The organism is Amycolatopsis roodepoortensis (assembly GCF_014873915.1).
Classification (GTDB): Bacteria; Actinomycetota; Actinomycetes; order Mycobacteriales; family Pseudonocardiaceae; genus Amycolatopsis; species Amycolatopsis roodepoortensis.
Window position 1 is genome coordinate 1,519,740 of record NZ_JADBEJ010000004.1, and the last position, 23,407, is coordinate 1,543,146.

Below are 23,407 nucleotides of genomic sequence, written 5' to 3' on the forward strand. Positions count from 1 at the left end.
GGGCGACACGGGAAGGCGGTGATCGACGTCGCGGAGCTGAGGATCGGCACTTCGGGCTGGCGCTACCCACCGTGGCGCGGGGATTTCTACCCCCGCGGCCTGGTGCAGCGGCGCGAGCTGGAATACCTGTCGTCCCGGATGAACTCGGCCGAGATCAACGGTTCGTTCTACTCGCTGCAGCGTCCCGAGCGGTACCGCGCGTGGGCCGAAGACACACCGGACGACTTCGTCTTCGCCGTCAAGGGCGGCCGCTTCATCACGCATATGAAGCAACTGCGTGACGTCGAGGCGCCGCTGGCGAACTTCTTCGCGTCCGGCGTGCTGGCGCTCGGCCGGAAACTGGGGCCGTTCCTCTGGCAGCTGCCGCCGCGGCTGGCGTTCGACGCCGAGCGCGTCGAGGCGTTCTTCAAGCTGTTGCCGCGCACCAGTGACGCCGCCGCCAAGCTCGCGGGCAAGCACGACGACAAGCTGAAGGCCGAGCCGCACACCGATCCGAAGCCTCGCCGGAAGCTCCGGCACGCCGTCGAAGTACGGCATCCGAGCTTCGCCGAGCCCGAAAGCCTCGAACTGTTCCGGAAGCACGGCATCGCCCTCGTGGTCGCCGACACGGCGGGCAAGTTCCCGTTCGTCGACGAGATGACGAGCGACGAGTTCGCGTACGTCCGCCTGCACGGCGACGAGGAGCTGTACGTCAGCGGGTACAGCGACAAGGCTTTGAAGAAGTGGGCCAGGAAGATCGAAGGCTGGGGCCGCGACACGTACGTCTACTTCGACAACGACGTCAAGGTCGAGGCGCCGAAGAACGCGATCACCCTCGCGAAAATGCTGGCTTGACCCGCGCACGCTGCACAGTCAGCGCGCAGTGAGCGGTGTCCTGTTAGGTGACGTGTGCGGGCACGGGCGTACTCGCGTGCTGCGGCTGGGGGTCGGCACGCCGGGCGCCCGTGCCTCACTCCGCCTTGGCGGCTTCGCCGACGAGCGCGGCCAGCTTGGCCCGGACGTCTTCGGCGTCGGGATGCGAAAGCTCGGTCAGCACCCGGACCGAACGCAGCCAGCAGTCCCGCGCCGACGAGGGATCACCGAGCCGCAGCTGGATTCCGCCGAGCTGGGCCAGCACGTCGGCCGCCTCGTAGAGCTCGCCGTGGGCGAAGAACATCTCGACGGCGCGCCGCATACAGGCGATGCCCTCGTCGCCGCGGCCGAGCCCGACCAGCGCGGTCCCCTTGGTGTGCAGGGTGAAGCGGGCTTCGTCGGGGAGCGCGTGCGCCTCCAGCGCCAGGGCTTGGTCGGCGAAGTCGAGTGCCTGCTGGAAGCGGCCGGCCTGAGTGCAGATGTCGCCGAGGGCCTGCAACGCGCTGGCCTCCATGCCGGCGCCGACGTTGCTCTCCCGGATGAGCCGCAACGCCCGTGTCCCGTACTCCCAACCGGTTTCGGGATCCTGGCTGGCCAGCGTGAGGTTGTAGAGGGCTCGCGCCTCGCCTTGCCGGTCGCCGACCTGCCGTTGCAGTTCGACGACCTGCTTCAGGTAGGCGATGCTGTCGTCGTACTGGCGGGCGACCCCGCAGGCCACGCCGAGCCCGCTGAGGATGGCGGCCTCGCCGGAGCGGTCCCCCAGGTCGCGGGCGGCGCGGAGCGCCACCCCGAACACCGAACGCCAGTCCTCCAGCCGCGCCCGCACGATGAAGTACGACTGCAGCAGCCACGCCAGCTGCCAGCACTCCCGGTACCGCCGCTCCCGGTACGCGACGTTCACCGCGGCGATGAGGTTCCCCGCCTCCTCGTCGAACCAGTCGAGCGCCTGCTCGTAATGCCCGAACCGCAGGCCGTCGCCGTCGAATCGCTCGGGTTCGACGAGCCGGTAATGCCGTTCCGGACGCAGAAGCCTCGACGCGTTCAGCGCCGAGGCCAGCGACGCGTGGAGCAGTCTGTCGAGCACGGCCGTCCGCGCTTCGGGCCCGTCGATCTTCGCCGACAGCTCGGCCGCGTACGCGCGGATCAGGTCGTGGAACTGGTAGCGGCCGGGCTTGGACCGCGCGATCAGGTGCGCGGCCGCGAGTTTCGCGAGATCTTCTTGCGCTTCGGCGATGTCGACCCCGGCCACCGCCGCCGCCGCGGGCAAGCTGAAGTCACCGCCGGTGGGCAGGCCGAGCAGCCGCAGCAGCCGCGCGGCGCGTTCGTCGAGCGCCCGGTACGAGTACGAGAAGACGGCTCGGATGTTCGTCTCGTCCCCGTCGGCGAGGTCGAACGAGCCAAGCCGGTCCTGTTCGGCTTCCAGCAGCCGGACGAACTCCCGCAACCCGAGGTCCGGGAACTGCGCCGCCCGCACCGCGAGGATCCGGATGGCCAGCGGCAGCCCGCCGCAGTACCGGACGAACCGTTCGGTGGCCTCGGGATCTTCGGCGACCCGGTCCAGCCCGATCGTCGACGCGAGGAGCGCGATGGCGTCCTCGTCCGGCAGCTCCTCCAGCGCGACGCGCCGCGCGCCGTGGGTCGCCACGAGCGCCTGCAACTGCCATCGGCTGGTCACCAGCACCAGGCAACCGGGGCCGGGCAGCAGCGGCCTGATCTGCTCGGTGCTCCCCGCGTTGTCGAGCAGGATCAGCATCCGGCGGCCGGCGCTGTAGGTGCGCCAGGTGGCCGCGCGGCCGTCGACGTCGGCGGGGATCCGGTCGGCGGGGACGCCGACGGAGACGAGCATGGTTTCGAGCGCGGCGGCGGCTTCGACCGGCTCACCGGGGCCGTAACCGCGCAGATTGAGGTACACCTGCCCGCCCGGGAAGCGGTCCCCGACCTCGTGCGCGAAGTGGACGGCGAGGGTCGTCTTGCCGATACCGCCCATCCCCTCGATTGACGCGATGGGCGTCGATCGCTCGGTGTCCAGCGCCTCCGGGACGAGACCGTGCAACGCCTTGAGGTCGCGTTGGCGGCCGGAGAACACGCGGAGATCGGCGGGGAGCTGACGAGGGATCAACGGTTCGGCGCCGAGCCGGTACCGCGTCAGTCCGGAGTCCAATGTGGTCTCGACGGACTCTTCACCGGTCAGGATGGCCTGGTGCGCCCGCCGCAGCGACGCGCCGGGGTCGAGGCCGAGTTCTTCGGCCAGCACCGCACCGATCCGGCGGTAGACGTCCAGCGCCTCGGCCTGCCTGCCGGAGCGGTAGAGCGCGATCATCAGCTGTTCGTGCAGCCGCTCCCGCAACGGGTGCTCGCGGCACAGCCTGGTCAGCTCGGGGACGACGGTGGCGTGATCGCCGAGGGCGATGAGCGCGTCGGCCCACTGTTCGCGCACGCGCAGCCGCTCTTCGCCCAGCTGGTCGGCTTCGTCCCGAAGCAGCGCTTCGGAGTGGACGTTCTGCAACGCCGGGCCACGCCACTCGGCCAGCGCGGCGGCGAACCGGTCCGCGGCCACGCGCAGGTCACCGTCCCGCGCGGCCTCCGTCCCGGCCGCGGCGAGTGACCGGAACCGGGCGAGGTCGAGCAGCTTCTCGTCGAGTTCGAGCAGGTAGCCGCCGCGTTCGGTGCGGATGGCGACGTCGTCGCCGAGTGCGCGCCGGACCCGCAGGACGTAGGTCTGCAGGGCTCCCTTCGACCGCCGCCGGTCGTCCGGCCACAGCCAGCGGCCCAGTTCCTCGACCGGGACCACCGTGTTCGCGCGCAGCAACAGGCCTGCCAGCACGATGAGCGGCCTGCTGCCGCCCAAGGGCACCGGCAGCCCGTCCGCCGTGACCTCCGTGGGCCCCAGCACGCGAAAGTCGAGTGCCACGTCGCTCATTCTGTCGGGAACCCGGACAAACGGCACGTGATTCCCGCGGTGGCATGATCGGTGCCGATGGACGTCTACGCGATCCCCCTGCGCACGCGGTTCCGCGGCATCACCGTCCGTGAAGGACTGCTGATCCGCGGCGAAGCTGGCTGGGGCGAATTCTGCCCGTTCTCCGACTACTCCGACGCCGAGAGCGCGCCGTGGCTGGCGTCCGCGCTGGAGGCGAGCGAGCGCGGCTGGCCGTCGCCGGTGCGGGAGAGCGTCGAGGTGAACGCGACCGTCCCGGTGGTGTCGCCGGACAAGGCGTACGAACTCGTGTCCGCGTCGGGGTGCCGCACGGCGAAGGTGAAGGTCGCCGACCCACGGGTGAGCCTCGCCGAGGACTGCGCCCGGGTGGAGGCGGTGCGGTCCGCGCTGGGCCCGCGGGGCGCGGTCCGCGTCGACGCGAACATGGCCTGGGACGTGGACACCGCGGTCAAGGCCATCGGTGAACTGGACCGCGCGGCCGGCGGGCTCGAATACGTCGAGCAGCCGTGCCCGTCGATCGAGGAACTCGCCGACGTCCGGCGCCGGGTCGGTGTGCGGATCGCCGCGGACGAGTCCATCCGCCGGGCGGAGGATCCGCTCAAGGTGGCCGTGGCGGGGGCGGCCGACGTCGCCGTGCTGAAGGTCGCGCCGCTGGGCGGGGTCCGGCGCGCGCTGGAGGTCGCCGAAGCGTGCGGGCTGCCGTGCGTCGTCTCGTCCGCCGTCGAGACGAGCGTCGGTCTCGCCGCCGGGCTGGCCCTCGCGGGCGCACTGCCCACATTGGACTTCGCCTGCGGGCTGGGCACGATGTCCTTGCTGACGGGGGACGTCTGCGGCGACTCATTGTCTCCTGTGGACGGTCGGCTGCCGGTGCCGCTTCAGGCTCCCGCTCCCGATCTGTTCGCCGCACACGCCGCCACCCCGGACGTCCGGGCCGCCTGGGAAGCCCGCCTCACCCGCGTCCACGCTCACCTCCGGACGCCATGAACGCGCCGTTCCTCGCGAGGAACGGCGCGTTCACCGGGTTCAGCTGCAGTGCTCGAAAGGCGATTCGTAGGTGTTGGAACCCGCCGAGCCGCCCCACCGGACGCACTTCGCGCCGGCGGCCGCGCTCACCGGGCCCGCGTAGTACTCGAAGCTGCCGGAGTCGGTCTTCCTCGCCGAACCCTGGACTTCGAGGAAGGCGGAAACCGCGCTGCCCGTCCCGACCGAGGTGGCCTTGATGGTGGCGACGCAGTTGTTCTGGTTCGCGGAGTTGTACAGCAGGTAAGTGGTCGCGGCGCTGCCGAGCGCCTGCGAGTCGATCACCTTGTAGCCGTCGCCGCACACCTCGACGGCGTCGTACGGGTTGGGATTCCCGTTGCCGCTACAGGTGTTCTTCGAGGTCACGTTCGCGTTGGGGTAGCCGAACCGCACGCCGTTGAAGTACGCGGGCTGGATGTTGCTCGGCCACGACGAGTCGTTGGTGCGGACCTCGTAGTGCAGGTGCGGGCTGATGTTGTTGCCCGGCTTGGAGGTGTTGCCGACCTCGCCGATCTTCTGCCCCTGCGCGACCTGCGCGTTGAGCGCGACCGAGCGGACCTTCAGGTGCGCGTAGTAGGTCGACCAGCCCCCACCGTGGTCGATCTTCACCAGGTTGCCGAACCCGTTGGCCGAACCCTGGTGCGCCGAGATGACGACCTTGCCCGCCGCCGCGGCGACCACGGTGTCGCCGAGGTCCGCCCCCGCGGAGCTGCCACGGTTGAAGTCGATCTCGTAGGCCCGGTGCGCGCTGCTGTTGTCGTTGTCGCCGTTCCACACCTGGTTGCAGGGGAACGGGAGCTGGAAGTTGGGACGCGGCCCGACGGCGGCCTCGGCCGACGTCGCGGTGATCGCCAGCCCGGCCATGCCCAGCAAGGCGGTGGCGGCCGCCGTGACCACTCGTCTGAATCTCATCGGTTGTCCTTTCTCGGCGTTTCGCGAGAAGCGTCCCGAAAGGCCGTACAAGCGAGATACAAACGACCACGAGCCCTCCTGGCCGAGGGGACCAGGAGGACTCGTGCCGCCTCCGCACCGGGACCGTCCGCGTCTTCCCCGCCCCGGTGCGGGTGTCTCAGCCGACCCGCTCGATGGTGGCCCGGCGAATCAGGAACTTCCCGGGTTCGCGGACCTGCTCGAAGGCCGCGTTGTTCAGCAGCGCGCAACTACCGGAGACGCCGGTGACCTCGACGGTCGTGGACTTCTCGTTGTCCAGGTTCGTCACCTTCAGCTTGGTGCCCGCCGGGAATTCGCTGCTGGACGCCGCGGGGGCGCCGCCCTCGCCGGACAGTGTCACCGTGGAGCCCTGACAGACGACTTCGCCTTCACCGGCGGCCTCCGCTTCCTGATCGACGGCCTCGCCCGCCATGGCGTCGTCCTGCTCCTGCTTCACCGCGTCGGCCTGTACCTCCTCGGTGCATCCCGCGGCTTCGCGACGCTGCTGGATGAGGTCGACGACGGCCTGCCGGTTCGCGATCCGCGCCCCGGACTGCGCGTCCGGATCGGCCTGCTGGCCCGCGATGAAGTTCAGGTTGTTCCGCAGGGCGGTGTCCAGTCCCTGACAACTTTCCGCGGCCTGCCCGTCCGGAGTGCTGATCGCGAACATCGCCGCGGCGATGGCGGCCACGCCGAGAAGGGACGCGATGCCGATCGTCGCGCGCTTGCGGTGTTTCCCGGCACTGTTCATCATCGGTGCTTCCTCCGGTCTGGTTCCTCCTCACCCACATCCAGGGATACGGCCGGATAACGGAAGTGGTTCAAACCGGTTTCAGCCGAGCCAGGGTTTCGCGATCCGCGCGTAGGTGCCGTCGTTCAGCGCGAGATGCAGCCACTGGTCGACCCACTCCTTGAACACGACGTCGCGCGGCAGCAGGTACGCCTTCTCCGAGAAGGTGAACGGCTCGTCGGGATGCACCGCGCACAGGCGCGGGTTCTGCTTTGCCTGCCAACGGGTTTCGGTCGCGTCGGTGATCATCAGATCGGCCCGGCCTGCCAGGATCTCGGCGAAGATCGTGTTGTTGTCCGGATGCCGCACGATGGTCGCGCGCTTGAGATTGGCGTCGGCGAACTGTTCGTTGGTACCACCCGGATTCACGATCGCCCGGACGCCCGGCTGGTCGATCTGCTCCAGCGTCTGGAACCGTTTTTCGTTCTCGCACAAGGTGATCGGTGTCTTGCCGTCACGGAGATAGGGCACGGTGTAGAACCCCTTCTTCGCGCGGTCCAGCGTCACCGACACCCCGCCCATCGCCAGATCGCATTTCCGCCCGACGTCGTCGGCGATCGCCTTCCAGGTGGTCTGGACCAGCTGGAGCCGGACGCCGAGCCGCTTCGCGAGGTCGCCCGCGAGGTCGATGTCGATCCCGCTCCACGCGCCCGCCGCGTCGCGATAGGTGAACGGGCGATAGTCGCCCGTCGAACACACGCGGATCTCGCCGCGAGCCTGGACGAGGTCGAGCCTGCTCTGCGCGCCATGACCTTCAGGGGCGGCGCCGGCCGTGCCGATTCCCAGCACGGTCAGCACCGCGACCCCGAACGTGAGCACTTTCGCTTTGATCGTCATCAAGGCATTTTCCACGCCCGGAGGTAGGCCTGCACGAGCCAAGCGTCGACCCAGGCGGTGTCAGGCTCCTCCGGCAGCGGCGAAGCCCCGCGCACGAGTTCACCGAGACGGCTCTCGAGCGACTCGGCCGCTTCCAGGGCTTCCTCGCGGGTTTTCTTTCCCTGCCTCAGATCGCGCAGCCAGCCGAGCCACGGTTCGGGGACCGGCAACGTGATCCGCCCGGTCTCCAGCAGCTCCACGCCCTGGACGCCGAGCCGCACCATGTGCATGGCGAACTTCGTGTCGAAGCCGTACTTCTCGATCAGCTCCGGCCGCCCGGCCTTGCCCCGCAGCCCCAGCATCCGCTCGCGCTGCGCACGGGAGTAGCCGAGGAACCGCAGGCCCGCGCGGCGCGAGACGATCCGGTGCGCGTTCTCGCGCAGTTCGGCACCGAGCTCGTCGATCGCCACGATCTCGGTCTCGGGCGCGAACAGCGGCAGCAGCACGGTCGGGTTCCCGTTGAGCACGAGCCGCAGCCACTTGCGCAACGAGTAGACGATCAGGTCGAGATCGCCGGGACCGGACCGGACGCCTTCGGGCTGAGTGCGGAAGATGTACTGCTCGAACCGCTTCAAGCCGATGACGTGGTCCGGCGGCTCGACGCAGATGCCGAGTTCGTCGCGGTCGTCCTGGCCGAGCACGGCGGTGCCGTGCAGACCGGAACCGACCTGGCACCGCAGGATGGTGCCCTGCTCGGCGATGGCGGCGAATTCGGGGCTGTCGTGTTTCACCGGAGAAGTCGTACCAGCGCGGGCACTCCCGGGGCATCCGGTTTTCGGCCCCTCAGGGTCGGATTCCAGGGTCGGCTCGGGGCCGTTCCCCGATGCGCCGAGGGTCGTCCCGAAGCGAACATTGAGCCATGACCAACAGCGTGTACACCCCCCAGGCCACCAAGAAGCTCTACCGCAGCCGCACCGACAAGATGGTCGCGGGCGTCGCCGGCGGCTGGGCCGCCTACCTCGGCGTCGACGCCGCGATCCTGCGCATCGCCCTCGTGGCGGGCGTCTTCTTCACCGCCGGATTCGCGATCCCGCTCTACGCCGCCGCGTGGCTCCTGACTCCGGAACAGCCGGGCGAATCCTGACGGGGCGGACGCCGCGCGCAGGGGGCGCGGCGTCCGAGGGGCAGGGGGACAAGACGAAAGGCCCGGGCATGGGGATGCCCGGGCCTTTCGCCGCATCACGCGTGATTGGAGGCGTAACTCGCGTGATTGGAGGCGTATCACGCGAGTTGCGCCTCCAATCACGTGAGTTACGCCCCTGATCACGCGAGTTACGCGCACGAGACAAAGGAAAAGCCCGGACGCGCGAGGCGCGTCCGGGCTTTCCGGTGGTGCTACAGGCTCGAACTCAGAAGTCCATGCCGCCCATGCCACCGGACGGGTCGGCGGGAGCGGCCGAGGCCTTCTCCGGCTTGTCCGCCACGACGGCTTCGGTGGTCAGGAACAGCGCCGCGATGGAAGCGGCGTTCTGGAGCGCGGAGCGGGTGACCTTCGTGGGGTCCGGCACGCCGGCGGCGAGCAGGTCCTCGTAGACACCGGTGGCGGCGTTGAGGCCGTGACCCTGCGGGAGGGACTTGACCTTCTCCGCCACGACGCCGCCTTCGAGGCCGGCGTTGATCGCGATCTGCTTGAGCGGCGCCTCGACGGCGACCTTGACGATGTTGGCACCAGTGGCCTCGTCGCCCTCGAGCTTCAGACCGGCGAAGGCGGCCTCGGCGGCCTGGATGAGAGCCACGCCACCACCGGCGACGATGCCCTCTTCGACGGCGGCCTTGGCGTTGCGCACCGCGTCCTCGATGCGGTGCTTGCGCTCCTTCAGCTCGACCTCGGTGGCGGCACCGGCCTTGATGACGGCCACGCCGCCGGCCAGCTTCGCCAGACGCTCCTGGAGCTTCTCGCGGTCGTAGTCCGAGTCCGAGTTGTCGATCTCGGCGCGGATCTGGTTGACGCGACCCTGGATCTGGTCGGCGTCGCCCGCACCCTCGACGATGGTGGTCTCGTCCTTGGTGATGACGGCCTTGCGCGCCTTGCCCAGCAGGGAAAGGTCCGCGTTCTCCAGCTTGAGGCCGACGTCCTCGGAGATGACCTGGCCACCGGTCAGGATCGCGATGTCCTGCAGGATCGCCTTGCGGCGGTCACCGAAGCCCGGGGCCTTGACGGCGACGGACTTGAAGGTGCCACGCATCTTGTTGACGATGAGGGTGGCCAGGGCCTCGCCCTCGACGTCCTCGGCGATGATCAGCAGCGGCTTGCCGGACTGGATGACCTTCTCCAGCAGCGGCAGGACGTCCTTGACAGTGGAGATCTTGGAGCCGAAGAGGAGGACGTACGGGTCCTCGAGCTCGGCTTCCTGACGCTCCGGGTCGGTCACGAAGTAACCGGAGATGTAGCCCTTGTCGAAGCGCATACCCTCGGTGAGCTCGAGCTCGAGCCCGAAGGTGTTGCTCTCCTCGACGGTGACGACGCCTTCCTTGCCGACCTTGTCCAGCGCCTCGGCGATGAGCTCACCGATGGTGCGGTCCGCGGCGGAGATCGACGCGGTGGCGGCGATCTGCTCCTTGGTCTCGATCTGGACGGCGGCCTTGTGCAGCTGCTCGGTGATGGCCTCGACGGCCGCCTCGATGCCGCGCTTCAGGCTGATGGGGTCGGCCCCGGCGGCGACGTTGCGCAGACCCTCGCGGACGAGAGCCTGGGCGAGCACGGTGGCGGTGGTGGTGCCGTCACCCGCGACGTCGTCGGTCTTCTTGGCAACTTCCTTGACGAGCTCGGCCCCGATCTTCTCCCACGGGTCCTCGAGCTCGATCTCCTTGGCGATGGAGACACCGTCGTTGGTGATCGTCGGCGCGCCCCACTTCTTTTCGAGCACGACGTTCCGGCCCCGCGGGCCGAGGGTCACCTTGACGGCTTCGGCGAGGGTGTTCAAGCCGCGCTCAAGACCGCGGCGGGCGTCCTCGTCGAACGCGATCAGTTTGGCCATTGCGGTGTGGTCCTCCGGTATTGGGCGCCGCCGCACGCCTACTACAGCGCGGCGGCAGGACTCTTCCTCGGCCAGGCTCGGTGCCCGCGACGGACGACCCACCCGATCAAGGGTGCGGCCTCACCGTCCCGACCTTCAGGCGAGCGATCGGTGACCGCTCTGCCTGGCACTCGACGGCGTCGAGTGCCAATGTCGTGTTTAGCACTCTCCAGGGGCGAGTGCAAGAACCGCAGGTCAGCGCGGTGGTATTCAGTTGCTCGGCTTGATCGAGATCGACGACGGCGGCGGCTTCAGCGACGAGCCCGGGGCCTGCGACTGCGAGCCGCCGGGGCCGACCGGGATGTTCGGCGCGGTGGTCTGCGGGCCGTTGCCGCTGCTCGAGTCACCGAAGATGAAGATCGCCGCGACGATCGCTCCCGCGACCACGAGGGCACCGACGATGATCCAGATCCATTTGGCACCGCCGCCCTTCTTGGGCTGCTGCTGGAAACCGCCCTGCTGCGGCGGGCCGTAGCCGGGCGGCGGCCCTTGCTGGAAGCCACCCTGCTGGAAACCGCCCTGCTGCGGCGGCGGGCCGTAACCCGGAGGCGGCCCCTGCTGGAAACCGCCCTGCTGGTAGCCACCCTGCTGCGGGGGCGGGCCGTACCCGGGCGGCGGGCCCTGCTGGGGCGGGGGACCCTGCGGTCCCGGTCCCTGCTGGCCGTAGCCGGGCTGCTGTCCTCCGTACGGGTGCACGGGGCCCCCCTCTCCCTGTGGCGGCGTGTTCTGCCGTGGCGCCTGCTGGGGCGCGGTCTGCTGGACCGGCGCCGCGGCCCCGGGCGGGCCGGGAGGCTCGTTCGAAGTCGCGAGCGGACCGAGCGCGCGCCTGGCGGCCGCGATCATCTCAACACAGTTGGGGTAGCGCTCGGCGGGATTCTTCGCCATTCCCTTGCGGACGACCTCGTCGATCCCGGCGGGCAGGCCGACGATCCGCGAGATGGCCGGGGGCTCGCCGTTCAGGTGCCCCTTGATGACCGTCTGCACGTCGCCCTTGAAGGGCGGGCTGCCGGTCAGGCAGGCGTAGAGGACGCAGGTGAGCGCGTACTGGTCGGTGCGGCCGTCGAGCGGCTCGCCGCGCAGGTGCTCGGGGGCCGCGTACGTCGGCGAACCGAGGAAGTCGCCGCCGCGGGTCCGGTGCCCGGTGGCGCCGCGGCGCGTCAGGCCGAAGTCGGCGACGTAGACGTGCTCGCGCGAGGTCTCCTTGCTGGTGACCAGGACGTTCGCCGGTTTGACGTCGAGGTGCACGAGACCCCGGTTGTGCAGGGTGTCGAGCGCGTCGGCGACCTGGTCGAGCATGTTCAGCGCGCGGGCGGGCGCGATCGGGCCGCCGGAGATCAGGCCGGCGAGGTCGCCGCCGTCGACCATCCGCATGGCGATGTAGAGCATGCCTTCGAGCTCGCCGAAGTCGTACAAGGGCACGACGTTGGCATGGTCGATCGCGGACGTGTTCCGCGCCTCGTCGACGAAGCGCTCGCGGAACTCGGCGTCGGCGCCCAGGTGATCACCGATGACCTTCAGTGCCACCTTGCGTCCGAGCCGCACGTCCGTGGCCTTGTAGGTCACGCTCATGCCGCCCTTGCCGAGCACTCCGTCGATGCGGTAGTTGCCCAGCCGGCGACCGGTCAGGTCCCCCGACTCATCGCCTGTCACGCAGCGCAGCCTAACGCGCCAGTTCCGGAGGCCGCCGGGGGTCGGCCGAAGTCCTCTTACGAGACCTTGCGGACGTCCGCCGCCTGACTCCGCCCATCACGGCCGGACTGGACTTCGAATTCCACGCGATCACCCTCGTCGAGCGTCCGGAATCCGTCGGCCTGAATGGCCGAGTAGTGGACGAAGACGTCGGGCCCTTCGGTGGATTCGATGAATCCGTAGCCCTTTTCCGAGTTGAACCACTTGACGGTGCCGACTGCCACGGCGCACTCCCTCAGCACAGGATCCGACGGCCTTCTCTGCCCCGGCCGGCGGTTTCGAGTGCAGTTCACGCTACCCGAATTACCGGCGTCGGCAATGCTCAATTCGTCCGAAGGTCATCCGCGCGAAAGCCGCCTATTGCGCGCTTGCACAAGGACGCGTCCTGGTCCCGCGAAGTCCAGCGCGAGCCCTTCGCCGGTGCGGACCGACTGCGGCCCGGACGGGTCGACCGCGCGGAGACGGCACTGCACGGTGTCCGGGTAGGCCAGCAGGAAGTCCGGCCGGACGGTGACGAGCTCGCCGGCGGTGAGTTCGAAGGCGTCGACCGGGCCCTGCGCGGCCAGTACGAGCGGCCCGGTTCCGCTGTAGTGCTCCAGGAAGCCGGAGTCGGCCCCGAAGAGCGTCCGCAGCGGCGCCCAGCCGGCGTCGTGCCGGACGGTCGCCGGCCGCGCGAGGATCGCGTCCCGGTTCACGCACCAGCCCTCCCCGCCGGTGAATTCCAGCGGATAGACGTCACCGGCCGTCAGCGGCGCGAAGTCGATCCAACCGCCGCCCTCCGGCGCGTTGAACACCGAAGGCGCGCCCTTGCCCGCCCGCGAACCGCCGCGGGAGGGAACGGTTTCGGTGATGCCGAAACTGCTGGCCAGCATGGTGTCCCCGGCGGCCTGGACGGCCTCGCCGGGGGACAACAGCACTCGTGCGACCCCGAAGTTCGGGGTGTGCCTCGTCTGTACCCGCATGCGCTCAGCGGGAGGGGACCTGGGCGATCACCCAGGCGGACAGCGCCGACGGGTTGCGGGTCTGGGTGAGCAGCTGGCCGGGCCCGGCGAAATCGAAGACGAGGCCTTCACCGCTCTTCATCGACTGGATGACGCCGGTGGCGACCTTGCGGATCTGGTACTGGAGGGTGTCGGCGAACGCGACGACGTGCCCGGTGTCGATGGTGATCACCTCGCCCTGCTGCAGGGTCACCGTCTCCAGCGCGCCGTAGCAGGCCACGACCAGCGGGCCCTGTCCCGTCGCGTGGGTCAGGAAGCCGCCCTCGCCGCCGACGAGGTTCTTGAGCCCGCCCCATTTGGTCTCGGTCTGCACGCCGTGCGACGACGCGAGCCACGAGCCGCGGGTGACGCACCAGCCGGTGCGGCCGTCGAGGTTGATGATCTGCATGTCGCCCGGCAGGTTCGCGGCGACGTCGACCCAGCCGCCGTTCTGCGGGGCGGTGTAGGTGGAGATGAAGAACGACTCGCCGGACAGGAAGGCACGGCCGAGACCCTTCATGATCCCGCCCTGCGCCTGGGACTGGACCTGCACGCCGTAGCTCGTCGCCATCATCGCGCCCGACTCGACCTGCGCCGGCTCACCCGGGGCGAGCATGAGCCTCGCCACCGCGAACGAGGGCTGGTGACGGATCTGAACCTGCATGTCTTCTTCTCCCCGGATGGTCGTTGTGACGCGCAGAGTCTTGCATGAGGGCTTCGAGGCGGGAGGATGGTCGGCGTGATCTCCGTCGACGCCCACCGTGAGACCGTCACCGGCCTGCTCGGAAACGCCCCCGTCATCAGCCTTCCGCTCGCTTCCGCCGCCGGGCTCGTCCTGGCCGAGGACGTGCGCGCGGGGGTTTCGCTGCCGCCGTTCGACAACTCGGCGATGGACGGTTACGCCGTCCGCGCCGAAGATGTCGCCGAGGCACCGGTGACGCTGCCGGTCGCCGAAGACATCCCCGCCGGCCGGGTCGACATCACGAAGCTGGAGCCGGGCACCGCGCACCGGATCATGACCGGTGCCCCGCTGCCGCCCGGCGCAGACGCGGTGGTGATGGTGGAGCACACGGACGGCGGTGTGACGGACGTCCGGATTCTCCGGACAGCCGTCCCGGGCACGCATATCCGGCGCCGGGGCGAAGACGTCGTCGAGGGCACCGTGGCGCTTTCGGCCGGGACCGTGCTCGGCCCGGCGCAACTGGGCCTCGCGGCGGCCGTCGGGCTCGCCGAGGTTCCCGTGTACCGGCCGCTGAAGGTGCTCGTCGTGTCCACCGGTACCGAACTCGTCGACGCGCCGGAACCGTTGCGGCACGGGCAGATCTACGAGTCGAACAGCATCATGCTGGCGTCGGCGATCCGCGCGCTCGGCTGCGAGGCCGAGGTCGTGCGCAGTGTGGTCGACGACGTGGACGAGTTCCGCGCGGTGATCGAGCCGCGGCTGGCGGACGCGGATCTGCTGGTGACCTCGGGCGGGGTCAGCGCGGGCGCGTACGAAGTGGTGAAGGACGCGCTGACCGGGCAGGGCGTGGAGTTCCGGAAGGTCGCGATGCAGCCGGGCGGGCCGCAGGGCTGCGGACGCTGGAACGGCGTGCCGGTGGTGACGCTGCCGGGCAATCCGGTGAGCGTGCTCGTCTCCTTCGAAGCGTTCCTGCGGCCGGCGTTGCTCTCGGCGATGGGGCACGCGGGGGTCGACCGGCAGCAGGTGCGGGCCCGGCTGACCGAGGCGATGACCTCGCCCGCCGGGCGCCGCCAGTTCCGGCGGGGCTACTACACGCATTCCGAGGGCGAGGTCACCGGGATCGTCGGTCCGCGCGGCGGGCCGGGTTCGCATCTGCTGGCGTCGTTCACGCAGGCGAACTGCCTGATCGTGCTGCCGGAGGACGTCGACTCGGTCGAGCAGGGCGACGAGGTGACCGTCCTCCTGCTCTGACCTGCGTTTAGCGGGCTAAACGCGATCCGACGGGAAGTCGCGGCACCGGCCGATCGGCGTGAACAGCAGGGCGAAGACGGCGATCACCTCCAGCCCGGCCATCAGGCCCAGCGTCTGCCGCACGCCGGCGATCTCCCCGAGGAGCCCGCCGAGCAGGCCACCGAGCGCGATCGCGCCGAAGCCGAGCACGGACATGCTCGCGGTGACCCGGCCGAACATCGCCGCCGGGACGTACCGCTGCTTGAAGGTGGCGTTGAGGACGTTCGAACCGACGACGCCGGCGCTGAGCGAGAACCCGGCGGCGACGAAGAACGCGAGCCCCAAGCCGCCGTTCGCGAGCGGGCCGAGCAGCATCATCAACGCGCCGAAGGCCTCGCAGAGCACGAAGGCACGCGCTGTGCCGATCCGCGTGGCGAGTTTTCCCGAGAACGCGGCACCGAAGACACCGCCCGCGCCGACGAGCGCGAGCACGAGCCCGGCGGTGCCCTCCCCGACGCCGAGATCGCGGACGAGGAACACGACCTCGATCGACTGGTAACCCATGAGCGCGACGTTCGAGATCGCGCCGAAGACCGCCAGGACACGCAGATACGGGTCGCGGACGACGAAATGGAGCCCGTCGCGGATCTCGTCCCGCAACCGTGAACGCGTCTTCGCCGCGCGCTCGGGCTCGCGGTGGCGGATGGATCGAAGGCACAGCACGGAGATCCCGAAGCTGATCGCGTCGGCGAGCACTCCGGAGACGGCGCCGAACCAGTGCGCGAGCAGACCGGCGAGCCCCGGTCCGCCGATCTGCGCGGCGGATTCGCTGCCCTGCAGCTTTTCGTTGGCTTCCTGGAGTTGGTCCTTCTCGACCAGCGAAGGCAAATACGCGCGGTATGCGACGTTGAAGAACACCTTCGCGACGCCACCCGCCAGGGCGACGACGATCAGCTGGGTCATCGTGAGCAGGCCGAACCAGGCCGCGACCGGGACGCTCAGGAACACCAGCATGGAGATGCCGTTGCACACCAGCATGATCGGACGTTTCGGCCGTCGGTCGACCCAGGCGCCGGCGGGCAGGCCGATCAGCAGCCACGGCAGCCAGGCGGCCGCGGTCAGCAGCCCGACGGCGAACGTGCTGGCCTGCAGGGTGACCACCGCGACGAGCGGCAGCGCGACGACGGCGATGGAGCTGCCGAGCACGCTGGTCGTCTCGCCCGTCCACAGCAGCCGGAAATCCCTCGAGCGCAGCAATCCGCCGCGTTCGCGGGTGGTCACGGGCGGGCCGGGACGGCGCGGGTGGCGATGAAGACGGGGCGGCGCTCCTGGCCGTCGTCCGGGATCTCACGGCCGCTGTAGGACTTGATCAGCTCGTGGACCTTCTGTTCGAGCTCGGCCAGTTCGGCGACCGACATCTTCGCCCAGCTGTCGGTGGCGAAGGCGGCGCGATGCCACTCCTCCGGATAGGTCTCGCGCTCGGCGAACCATTGGCGCGCCATGGAAACCTGGCGTTCGAGGGCGAGGGATTCGGCGGCGGCCGCGACCGGGTCGTCGGGGAAGTCCGACGGTGACCAGGAAACCGCGTAGCCGACGCGGCGCCACCAGCGCTCACGGCGGTCGCGGGCGAGTTCCGGCGCTTCCTCGACCAGGTCGCTGGCGGCCAGCACCTTCAGGTGGTGGCTGACGTTCCCGACCGCCTGCCCGGTCCGCTCGGCGAGCACGGACGCGGTGCACGGGCCGTCGAGGCGGAGGACGTCGAGCAGGCGGCGCCGCAGCGGATGCGACATCGCGGCCAGGACCTTCGAATCGTGGACTTCGTGTACTTCACGGTCGGCCATGACGCACAACAGTAGTTGCACAAGGATTCTTGTACAAGTCTCCTTGTGAGTTTCGGTGAGCAGATCCTGCTGGGCGCCGGCCCTGCCCTGGCGACCACGTCGCGAAAGCCACTTTCGGGACGCCAGATGTCTCGAAAGTGGCTTTCGCGACATCCCCGGGACGAGCGGTCGGCGCCACCGGGGCAGGCCCGAGCAGCCCACGTAACCTCGATGGCATGGGTTTCTTCTCGTGGATCGTGTTCGGCGCCATCGCCGGGTGGCTGGCCAACGTCGTGGTCGGCGGCCCGGACCGGCGAGGCGGCTGCCTGTTCAGCATCCTGATCGGCGTGCTGGGCGCGGCGCTCGGCGGCTTCATCTACCGCCTCGCCACCGGCACCGAGAGGACCTTCGAGTTCGACTTCCCCAGCTTCGGCGTCGCCATTCTCGGTTCGATCGTGCTGCTCGCCCTGCTGCGGCTGGTGCGCGGCTCCGGGCGGAGCGACTCCTATCGTCGATGACCGTTGGTAACGGTTTTCTCGCGACCGGTGATCAAGAGCGTCCGGCGAACTACAGTGGGAGTTTCGCTCAGTTCCAGTGGCCGCGTCCGGTCGCATGTGCCGTCGGGGGGCATATGCGCCCGGACGCGCGTGCTTCGGCGATGACCGAGACGGCGCGGACGGGATCGATGAGCGGCGGCATCGGCGCCGCCGAAATGTCCCTCTTCCAGGCGCGGAACAGCTCGGCGAGTCGCTCGCCTGCGGGGTCCGGACTGGCGGGCATTCGAGGGTCCTCAAGGTCGGTGATCGGCATCAACTACCTAGAGTTATCGCTTATTTCCACCTACCGTTACCGGGATGTGGCCCCGCCCACCCGGCCCGGGGAAACCCTTCCGGGGGAGGCCACGGCCCGTCTCCGGACAGGGCGGTAGCGTGGTGGCTCTTCCTGTCCCGACCCCCCGACACGAACTGCGGTGAACCCGACCAATGAGCGGCAACCGGCCGGAAGCCACTGGTAACCCCCTCGCGCACGCCGTGAAACTCGCCCGCGAGACCGTCCCGCCGATGCACCCGGCCGGCAGGCCGTTCGTGTTCGGCGGTCTCGCCGCGACGCTGGTGCTGCGGAGGTTCTCCAAGCGCCTCGGCGTCGTCGGCGCGCTCGCGACGGCCGCCACGGCCGCGTTCTTCCGTGAGCCGAAGCGCGTCCCGCCCGCCCAGTCCGGCCTCGCGGTCGCGTCGGCGGACGGTCTGGTCTCGTTGATCGAGGAGGCCGTGCCGCCGCCCGAGCTGGGGCTGCCCGCCGAACCGCGGATGCGGGTGAGCGTGTTCCTGTCGGTGTTCGACGTGCACGTCCAGCGGGTCCCGGCGTCGGGCGTGATCGAGCGGGTCGCGTACCGGCCAGGGAAGTTCCTGTCCGCGGACCTGGACAAGGCGAGCGAGGACAACGAGCGCAACTCCGTGCTCATGCGCACCGACGACGGTCACGAGCTCGTCGTGGTGCAGATCGCGGGCCTGGTGGCCCGGCGCATCCTCTGTGAGATCCGCGAGGGTGACAAGGTCGGCGTCGGCGCGACGTACGGCATCATCCGCTTCGGCTCGCGAGTCGACCTGTACCTGCCGCCGGGCAGCAAGGTCCTCGTCTCGAAGGGCCAGCGCACGATCGGCGGCGAGACGCCGATCGCCGAGCTGCCCACGGCGCCGCACCCGGAAGGCTGATCCATGGTCCGCGTGACCACTCCCGGCGTGCGGCTGCTGCCGAACGCCATCACGGTGCTCGCCCTGTGCGCCGGTCTGTCGTCGGTGCAGTTCGCGCTGATCGGCAACTATCCGATGGCGATCGCGTCGATCGGGATCGCCGCGGTGCTCGACAGTCTCGACGGCCGGATCGCGCGGCTGCTGGACGCGACGTCGAAGATGGGGCAGGAGCTCGACTCGCTGTCGGACGGGATCTCGTTCGGTGTCGCGCCCGCGCTGGTGCTGTACGTCTGGCACGCGGAGGGCGAGCGGATCGGCTGGGTGGCGTCGCTGATCTTCGCGGTGTGCATGATCCTGCGGCTGGCGCGGTTCAACACGCTGATCGAGGACACCGAGCAGCCGCCGTACGCGGGCGAGTTCTTCGTCGGTGTGCCCGCGCCCGCCGGTGGTCTGCTGGCGATGCTGCCGCTGATCCTGGAGCTGCAGTTCGGGGAGGGCTGGTGGTCGCACCAGTACGTGGTGTGGGTGTGGACGATCGCCGTGGCCGCGTTGCTGATCAGCCGGATCCCGACGCTGTCACTGAAGACGGTGAAGGCGCCGCCCAAGGCGATCGCGCCGCTGCTGGTCGGGGTGGGGCTGCTGGCCGCCGCGATCATCCAGTTCCCGCTGGTGGCGCTGGCGATCGCGCTGATCCTGTACCTGGCGCACATCCCGTACTCGGTGTACCGGCAACGGTGGCTGGCGAACCACCCGGAGGCGTGGATGGCGCCGCCGCGGGAACGGCGCGCGATCCGGCGGCGTTCGAGCCGCCGGCGTCTCGGCCTGCGTCCGCCGCTGCGGCGGGTGGTGGCCGGCGCCGCTCAGCGGGTCCGGCTCCAGCGGGGCGAACAGCACGTCGCGCGGACTCCGCGCACCATCAGCACCGACAAGGACCGGGACAACGGCCGGGGCCCGCGACGCCGCTCGTGGCGCCGGATCGGCCTGCGAAAGCGCTGATCCGCGCTACCCCACCCCCCGCCCGTCCCTGGGGGACGGCCCCGCGCCCAGCGTACCGAGGTTGTCCGACGGGACCGGGGGAAACGGGGGCCGGAGGCTGTAGTTGTCCACAAGTGGGTGAGGCTGTGGACAACTTGGGGATCGCTGGGTGCGGAGGGTGTCGCGAAAGCCACTTTCGGGACGCTGGATGTCCCGAAAGTGGCTTTCGCGACGCACCAGGGAGCCACCGAAGGTCACCGCACCGAAGCGCGCAGGCCGCCGATCAGCAGGTCCAGTTGGAATTCGAAGTCCTGCAGGCAGTCGCCGTCCAGCAGCGACGGCAGCGCCCGGTGCAGTGAGGGCAGCCCGTCCGCGGTCACGGACCGCTGGAACCACGCCACCACCGGCTCGGCCCGCTCCAGATCCGACGGGTCCGGAACGCCGGAAAGCCCCACCGTCTCGGTCAGCACGGCGCCGAACACCAGTCCGATCAGCGATCGATAACCCCGAGCGGCGCCCCGTTCGTCGAGCCCGGCGTCCAGCAACGCCGAGAACATCGCGTCGATGAATTTCAGCGCGCCCGCCGAGCGCGGATTCGCCGCGTCGGTCGCGAGCGCCCGCACCACCACCGGATGCCGCGAAAAGGCCGCGTACAGGCCATGGGTCAGCGCCCGCAGCCGCTCGTCCCACGGTCCGGGTTCGGGCAGCGGCACACTCTCGAAGACCCGCGCGGTCAGCCCGTCGAGCAGATCACCCTTGTTCGCGACGTGGTTGTAGAGCGACATCGCCTCCACGCCGACGTCGGCGGCCAGCTTCCGCATCGACAGCCCGGCCAGCCCCTGCTCGCCCGCCAGCCGCAACGCGGCGTCGAGCACCTTCTCCCTGCTCAGCGCCATGTGTCCCAGTTTACCGGCACCCCCTTACGCCGTAAGTACTTACATCGTATGCTTACGCCGTAAGTAACCTGGAGGGACGCCATGGACACCGAAACGCTGCTCACCACCACCCGCTCGGTCCGCCGCAAGCTCGACCTGGACCGGCCGGTCGACGAAGGACTGCTCGAAGACTGCGTTCGCGTCGCGCAACAGGCGCCTGCCGCGGGGATGCTGCTCGACGCCCAGCGCTGGGTGATCGTCCGCGACCCGGAACTGCGCGCGAAGGTCGCGGAGATCGTCCGCGCCGAGGCGATCCCGACCATGGCGAAGTACGGGCACTTGGCGAGCGAGGCCGTCATGCGGTCGGCCCGCCATCTCGTCGGCAACCTCGGCCGCGTCCCGGCCCTCGCGATCCCGTGCATGATCGGCCGCCCGCCGGAGGATCCCGTGATCCAGAACGGGTACTACGGCTCGGTGTACCCGGCGATCTGGAGCTTCCAGCTCGCGCTGCGGTCGAAAGGGCTCGGCAGCTCGATGTGCGCGTATCACCTGCCCGCGCGCGAGGCGGAGGTCGCGGAACTGCTCGGGATCCCCGCCGACGTGACCCAGATCAGCCTGCTCGCCGTCGCCTACACGACCCAGCGTGACTTCTCGCCAGCCGCCCGGCGACCCGCCGGGGAGATCCTGTCCTTCGACCGCTGGGCACGGTCCGCGTAGATAGGGTGACGGGGTGAGCGCACCTCAGATCACGCTGACCGTCCGGCACACCCCGTCCGCACTGGACTCCCGCCGCGGCGTCGTCCGGCTGCACCCCGAAGTCCTCGACGCGCTCGGCCTGATGGCCTGGGACGCCGTCCGCGTCACCGGCGCGCGCGTCAGCTCGGCGCTGGCCGCCCCGTCCGACGCGGAGGGGATCCCGGGGGTGATCCTCCTCGACGACGTCACCATGTCGAACCTCGGCGTGACCGAGGGGTCGGAGGTCGTCGTCGCGCCGGCGGAGGTGTCGGCCGCGAAGACGGTCACCGTGGCGGGTTCGCGTATCGCGAGCGTGTCGCTCTCCCCGCACACCCTGCGGCTCGCCCTGATCGGCAAGGTCCTGACCGTCGGCGACGCCGTTTCCCTGCTCCCCCAGGATCTCGCGCCCGCGCCGGGCTCGGACGTCTCCGCTGTCCGCGGCCAGCTCTCCCGCGCCATCGGGATGACGTGGACCAACGAGCTGCTCACCGTCACCGCCACCGAGCCGTCGGGGCCGGTCGCCGTCGGACCGTCCACTGTGGTCAGCTGGCGGGACGGCGCCCGCACCGGCGAGGCCGCGCCCGCCGCCGCCCCGGCCCGCGCCGGGACGACGCTGGTGCGCAGCACGCCCTCCACCCCCCACGAAGACTTCATCGACGCCGAGATCGTCGAAGACGAGCGGATCGACGAGGCGGCCGAGGAAACCGTGCCGCCGTTGTCGGACCTCGCCGGTTCCGAAGCGGCCGCGCGCAAGCTCGCCGAATGGTTCGATCTGGCCTTCCAGCGCCCGGAGCTGCTGGCGAAACTCGGCACCTCGGCGCATCTCGGGGTCCTGTTGTCCGGGCCGGAAGGCGTCGGGAAGGCGACGCTGGTCCGCGCCGTGGCGCAGGCCGAGAAGGTGCGGGTGGTGTCGCTCGCGGCGCCGAACATCGCCGTCCTCGAACCGAACGTCGCCGCGGCGCGCCTGCGTGAGGCGATCGAGCAGGCCACCCGCGACGAAGACCCCGCTGTCCTGCTGATCACCGACATCGACGCGCTGCTGCCCGCGTCGCAGCCGCCGCCGCTCGCGACGGTGGTCCTCGACGATCTGCGCAAAGCCTTGCGCAACAAGGGTTTCGCCGTCGTCGCCACCACCGGGCGGGCGGAGTCCACCGATCCGCGGCTGCGCGCCGCCGACCTGCTCGACCGCGAACTCGGCCTGCCGCTCCCGGACTCGAAGACCCGCACGGAACTGCTGCGCGTGCTCCTGCGCGAAGCCCCGCTGGAGTCCGGCGTCGACGTCGGCCCGATCGCCGAGCGCACCCCCGGCTTCGTGGCCGCGGACCTCATCGCGCTCCGCCGCGACGCCGCCCTCCGCGCCGCGCTGCGCCAACGCGAGGCCGACGAACCGCGGATCTCCCAGCAGGACCTGCTCGACGCGCTGACCACCGTCCGTCCCATTTCGATGTCCACTTCGGACAATCTGGCCACCGGCGGGCTGACCCTGGACGACGTCGGCAACATGACCGACGTCAAGCAGTCGCTCACCGAGGCGGTGCTGTGGCCGCTGCGCTACCCGGACTCGTTCGCCCGCCTCGGCGTCGACCCGCCACGCGGCGTGCTCCTGTACGGGCCGCCCGGCGGCGGCAAGACGTTCCTGGTCCGCGCGCTCGCGGGCACCGGCGCGCTGAACGTCTTCGCGGTCAAGGGCGCCGAACTGATGGACAAATGGGTCGGCGAGTCAGAGCGCGCCGTGCGGGAACTCTTCCGCCGCGCCGCCGAGGCCGCGCCGTCGCTGATCTTCCTCGACGAGATCGACGCGCTCGCCCCGCGCCGCGGCCAGTCTTCGGACTCCGGCGTGTCGGACCGCGTCGTCGCGGCCCTGCTGACCGAATTGGACGGTGTCGAGCCGATGCGCGAGGTCGTCGTCCTCGGTGCGACGAACCGGCCGGAGCTGGTCGACCCGGCCCTGCTGCGGCCGGGACGGCTGGAGCGCCGCGTCTACGTCCCGCCGCCGGACGCGCACGCCCGCGAGGCGATCCTGGCCGCCAGCGCCAAGAACACGCCGCTCGCGTCCGATGTGGACCTCGCGGCGTATGCGGCCACTTTGGACGGTTATTCGGCGGCGGACTGCGCGGCGCTGATCCGCGAGGCCGCGCTGACCGCGATGCGCGAGTCGCTGGAGGCCAAGGAGGTCACCGCCGAGCATCTGACGAAGGCGGCGCAGGCCGTGCGCCCGTCGCTCGACCCGGCCCAGCTCGCGGCGCTGGAGGCCTACGCGCAGACCCAGGTCTGAAGGACGTGAAAAGGCCCGCTTCCTCGCGAGGA

23 protein-coding genes are annotated in these 23,407 nt (G+C 70.2%); 9 read left to right on the forward strand and 14 right to left on the reverse strand.

What is annotated here, in order from left to right; genetic code table 11:
- Positions 1 to 18 precede the first annotated feature (18 nt).
- On the forward strand, positions 19 to 834 hold the full coding sequence (locus tag H4W30_RS17890) for a DUF72 domain-containing protein (RefSeq protein ID WP_192743818.1): 816 nt from the start codon (positions 19 to 21) through the stop codon (positions 832 to 834).
- A gap of 115 nt (positions 835 to 949) precedes the next feature.
- On the opposite strand, the gene H4W30_RS17895 is transcribed toward H4W30_RS17890, so the two are convergent.
- Positions 950 to 3,763: a BTAD domain-containing putative transcriptional regulator gene (locus H4W30_RS17895; protein ID WP_455423571.1), complete on the reverse strand. Its 2,814-nt coding sequence runs from the start codon at positions 3,761 to 3,763 to the stop codon at positions 950 to 952.
- Positions 3,764 to 3,829: 66 nt separating this feature from the next.
- Here H4W30_RS17895 and H4W30_RS17900 point away from each other — a divergent pair, with 66 nt between their 5' ends.
- Entirely contained in the window at positions 3,830 to 4,774 is a 945-nt protein-coding gene (locus tag H4W30_RS17900; RefSeq protein ID WP_192743820.1) for an o-succinylbenzoate synthase, read from the forward strand.
- 39 nt (positions 4,775 to 4,813) lie between these two features.
- Here the strand turns inward: H4W30_RS17900 and H4W30_RS17905 are convergent, their stop codons facing one another.
- The 4 genes from H4W30_RS17905 to H4W30_RS17920 all read right to left on the reverse strand — a co-directional run bounded on the left by H4W30_RS17905 (position 4,814) and on the right by H4W30_RS17920 (position 8,137).
- Entirely contained in the window at positions 4,814 to 5,722 is a 909-nt protein-coding gene (locus tag H4W30_RS17905) for a M23 family metallopeptidase (protein WP_192743821.1), read from the reverse strand.
- Positions 5,723 to 5,879: 157 nt separating this feature from the next.
- Positions 5,880 to 6,494: an RlpA-like double-psi beta-barrel domain-containing protein gene (locus H4W30_RS17910; RefSeq protein WP_192743822.1), complete on the reverse strand. Its 615-nt coding sequence runs from the start codon at positions 6,492 to 6,494 to the stop codon at positions 5,880 to 5,882.
- A gap of 78 nt (positions 6,495 to 6,572) precedes the next feature.
- Complete coding sequence (locus tag H4W30_RS17915) at positions 6,573 to 7,367, reverse strand: transporter substrate-binding domain-containing protein (protein WP_192743823.1); 795 nt, start codon at positions 7,365 to 7,367, stop codon at positions 6,573 to 6,575.
- On the reverse strand, positions 7,367 to 8,137 hold the full coding sequence (locus H4W30_RS17920; RefSeq protein WP_192743824.1) for a nucleotidyltransferase domain-containing protein: 771 nt from the start codon (positions 8,135 to 8,137) through the stop codon (positions 7,367 to 7,369). The genes H4W30_RS17915 and H4W30_RS17920 overlap by 1 nt, the downstream gene beginning before the upstream one ends.
- Positions 8,138 to 8,265: 128 nt before the next feature.
- Here H4W30_RS17920 and H4W30_RS17925 point away from each other — a divergent pair, with 128 nt between their 5' ends.
- Positions 8,266 to 8,490 (forward strand): PspC domain-containing protein, encoded by a 225-nt coding sequence (locus H4W30_RS17925; RefSeq protein ID WP_126730366.1) that lies wholly within the window; start codon positions 8,266 to 8,268, stop codon positions 8,488 to 8,490.
- A 265-nt stretch (positions 8,491 to 8,755) separates the two neighbouring features.
- Here H4W30_RS17925 and groL read toward each other — a convergent pair whose 3' ends face one another.
- The 5 genes from groL to H4W30_RS17950 form a co-directional block, all read right to left on the reverse strand.
- Positions 8,756 to 10,384: a chaperonin GroEL gene (gene groL / locus H4W30_RS17930; protein WP_005164277.1), complete on the reverse strand. Its 1,629-nt coding sequence runs from the start codon at positions 10,382 to 10,384 to the stop codon at positions 8,756 to 8,758.
- A gap of 249 nt (positions 10,385 to 10,633) precedes the next feature.
- Positions 10,634 to 12,073 (reverse strand): serine/threonine-protein kinase, encoded by a 1,440-nt coding sequence (locus H4W30_RS17935; protein ID WP_192743825.1) that lies wholly within the window; start codon positions 12,071 to 12,073, stop codon positions 10,634 to 10,636.
- 56 nt (positions 12,074 to 12,129) lie between these two features.
- Positions 12,130 to 12,336 (reverse strand): cold-shock protein, encoded by a 207-nt coding sequence (locus tag H4W30_RS17940; protein WP_005164266.1) that lies wholly within the window; start codon positions 12,334 to 12,336, stop codon positions 12,130 to 12,132.
- A 114-nt stretch (positions 12,337 to 12,450) separates the two neighbouring features.
- Positions 12,451 to 13,074, reverse strand: a complete 624-nt coding sequence (locus H4W30_RS17945; RefSeq protein WP_192743826.1) for an AIM24 family protein — start codon at positions 13,072 to 13,074, stop codon at positions 12,451 to 12,453.
- A gap of 4 nt (positions 13,075 to 13,078) precedes the next feature.
- Positions 13,079 to 13,756, reverse strand: a complete 678-nt coding sequence (locus H4W30_RS17950; RefSeq protein ID WP_034308282.1) for a TIGR00266 family protein — start codon at positions 13,754 to 13,756, stop codon at positions 13,079 to 13,081.
- A gap of 75 nt (positions 13,757 to 13,831) precedes the next feature.
- On the opposite strand from H4W30_RS17950, the gene moeA reads away from it, so the two are divergent.
- A complete protein-coding gene (gene moeA, locus H4W30_RS17955) occupies positions 13,832 to 15,025 on the forward strand; it encodes a molybdopterin molybdotransferase MoeA (RefSeq protein ID WP_192743827.1) in 1,194 nt (397 codons plus the stop codon).
- Positions 15,026 to 15,040: 15 nt separating this feature from the next.
- Here moeA and H4W30_RS17960 read toward each other — a convergent pair whose 3' ends face one another.
- Together H4W30_RS17960 and H4W30_RS17965 are read right to left on the reverse strand one after the other, a co-directional pair.
- Positions 15,041 to 16,285 carry an MFS transporter gene (locus H4W30_RS17960; RefSeq protein ID WP_192743828.1) on the reverse strand — a complete coding sequence of 415 codons (1,245 nt, stop codon included), beginning with the start codon at positions 16,283 to 16,285 and terminating at the stop codon, positions 15,041 to 15,043.
- Positions 16,282 to 16,845, reverse strand: a complete 564-nt coding sequence (locus H4W30_RS17965; RefSeq protein ID WP_126730357.1) for an ArsR/SmtB family transcription factor — start codon at positions 16,843 to 16,845, stop codon at positions 16,282 to 16,284. Before H4W30_RS17965 ends, H4W30_RS17960 begins: the two co-directional genes overlap by 4 nt.
- 215 nt (positions 16,846 to 17,060) lie before the next feature.
- Between H4W30_RS17965 and H4W30_RS17970 the strand changes: the two genes are divergently transcribed.
- Positions 17,061 to 17,342 (forward strand): GlsB/YeaQ/YmgE family stress response membrane protein, encoded by a 282-nt coding sequence (locus H4W30_RS17970; protein WP_039923570.1) that lies wholly within the window; start codon positions 17,061 to 17,063, stop codon positions 17,340 to 17,342.
- 67 nt (positions 17,343 to 17,409) lie between these two features.
- On the opposite strand, the gene H4W30_RS17975 is transcribed toward H4W30_RS17970, so the two are convergent.
- Positions 17,410 to 17,604, reverse strand: coding sequence for a hypothetical protein (locus H4W30_RS17975; protein WP_192743829.1), 195 nt, complete (start codon positions 17,602 to 17,604; stop codon positions 17,410 to 17,412).
- A gap of 203 nt (positions 17,605 to 17,807) precedes the next feature.
- Here H4W30_RS17975 and H4W30_RS17980 point away from each other — a divergent pair, with 203 nt between their 5' ends.
- Both H4W30_RS17980 and pssA read left to right on the forward strand, forming a co-directional pair.
- Positions 17,808 to 18,536: a phosphatidylserine decarboxylase gene (locus tag H4W30_RS17980; protein ID WP_126730354.1), complete on the forward strand. Its 729-nt coding sequence runs from the start codon at positions 17,808 to 17,810 to the stop codon at positions 18,534 to 18,536.
- Positions 18,537 to 18,539: 3 nt separating this feature from the next.
- A complete protein-coding gene (pssA, locus tag H4W30_RS17985; RefSeq protein ID WP_192743830.1) occupies positions 18,540 to 19,511 on the forward strand; it encodes a CDP-diacylglycerol--serine O-phosphatidyltransferase in 972 nt (323 codons plus the stop codon).
- A 233-nt stretch (positions 19,512 to 19,744) separates the two neighbouring features.
- On the opposite strand, the gene H4W30_RS17990 is transcribed toward pssA, so the two are convergent.
- A complete protein-coding gene (locus H4W30_RS17990; RefSeq protein WP_192743831.1) occupies positions 19,745 to 20,386 on the reverse strand; it encodes a TetR/AcrR family transcriptional regulator in 642 nt (213 codons plus the stop codon).
- An 81-nt stretch (positions 20,387 to 20,467) separates the two neighbouring features.
- Between H4W30_RS17990 and H4W30_RS17995 the strand changes: the two genes are divergently transcribed.
- Both H4W30_RS17995 and H4W30_RS18000 read left to right on the forward strand, forming a co-directional pair.
- On the forward strand, positions 20,468 to 21,082 hold the full coding sequence (locus H4W30_RS17995; protein ID WP_192743832.1) for a nitroreductase family protein: 615 nt from the start codon (positions 20,468 to 20,470) through the stop codon (positions 21,080 to 21,082).
- A 13-nt stretch (positions 21,083 to 21,095) separates the two neighbouring features.
- Positions 21,096 to 23,375, forward strand: coding sequence for an AAA family ATPase (locus tag H4W30_RS18000; protein ID WP_192743833.1), 2,280 nt, complete (start codon positions 21,096 to 21,098; stop codon positions 23,373 to 23,375).
- Positions 23,376 to 23,407: the final 32 nt, after the last annotated feature.

What these genes read in the sequence shown, in the direction of transcription:
- H4W30_RS17900 (WP_192743820.1), top strand. Translation starts at nt 3,830, where the DNA reads ATGGACGTCTACGCGATCCCCCTGCGCACGCGGTTCCGCGGCATCACC.
- H4W30_RS17905 (WP_192743821.1), bottom strand. Translation starts at nt 5,722, where the DNA reads ATGAGATTCAGACGAGTGGTCACGGCGGCCGCCACCGCCTTGCTGGGC.
- H4W30_RS17910 (WP_192743822.1), bottom strand. Translation starts at nt 6,494, where the DNA reads ATGATGAACAGTGCCGGGAAACACCGCAAGCGCGCGACGATCGGCATC.
- H4W30_RS17915 (WP_192743823.1), bottom strand. Translation starts at nt 7,367, where the DNA reads ATGACGATCAAAGCGAAAGTGCTCACGTTCGGGGTCGCGGTGCTGACC.
- H4W30_RS17925 (WP_126730366.1), top strand. Translation starts at nt 8,266, where the DNA reads ATGACCAACAGCGTGTACACCCCCCAGGCCACCAAGAAGCTCTACCGC.
- groL (WP_005164277.1), bottom strand. Translation starts at nt 10,384, where the DNA reads ATGGCCAAACTGATCGCGTTCGACGAGGACGCCCGCCGCGGTCTTGAG.
- H4W30_RS17945 (WP_192743826.1), bottom strand. Translation starts at nt 13,074, where the DNA reads ATGCGGGTACAGACGAGGCACACCCCGAACTTCGGGGTCGCACGAGTG.
- H4W30_RS17950 (WP_034308282.1), bottom strand. Translation starts at nt 13,756, where the DNA reads ATGCAGGTTCAGATCCGTCACCAGCCCTCGTTCGCGGTGGCGAGGCTC.
- H4W30_RS17965 (WP_126730357.1), bottom strand. Translation starts at nt 16,845, where the DNA reads ATGGCCGACCGTGAAGTACACGAAGTCCACGATTCGAAGGTCCTGGCC.
- H4W30_RS17970 (WP_039923570.1), top strand. Translation starts at nt 17,061, where the DNA reads ATGGGTTTCTTCTCGTGGATCGTGTTCGGCGCCATCGCCGGGTGGCTG.
- H4W30_RS17975 (WP_192743829.1), bottom strand. Translation starts at nt 17,604, where the DNA reads ATGCCCGCCAGTCCGGACCCCGCAGGCGAGCGACTCGCCGAGCTGTTC.
- H4W30_RS17980 (WP_126730354.1), top strand. Translation starts at nt 17,808, where the DNA reads ATGAGCGGCAACCGGCCGGAAGCCACTGGTAACCCCCTCGCGCACGCC.
- pssA (WP_192743830.1), top strand. Translation starts at nt 18,540, where the DNA reads ATGGTCCGCGTGACCACTCCCGGCGTGCGGCTGCTGCCGAACGCCATC.
- H4W30_RS17990 (WP_192743831.1), bottom strand. Translation starts at nt 20,386, where the DNA reads ATGGCGCTGAGCAGGGAGAAGGTGCTCGACGCCGCGTTGCGGCTGGCG.
- H4W30_RS17995 (WP_192743832.1), top strand. Translation starts at nt 20,468, where the DNA reads ATGGACACCGAAACGCTGCTCACCACCACCCGCTCGGTCCGCCGCAAG.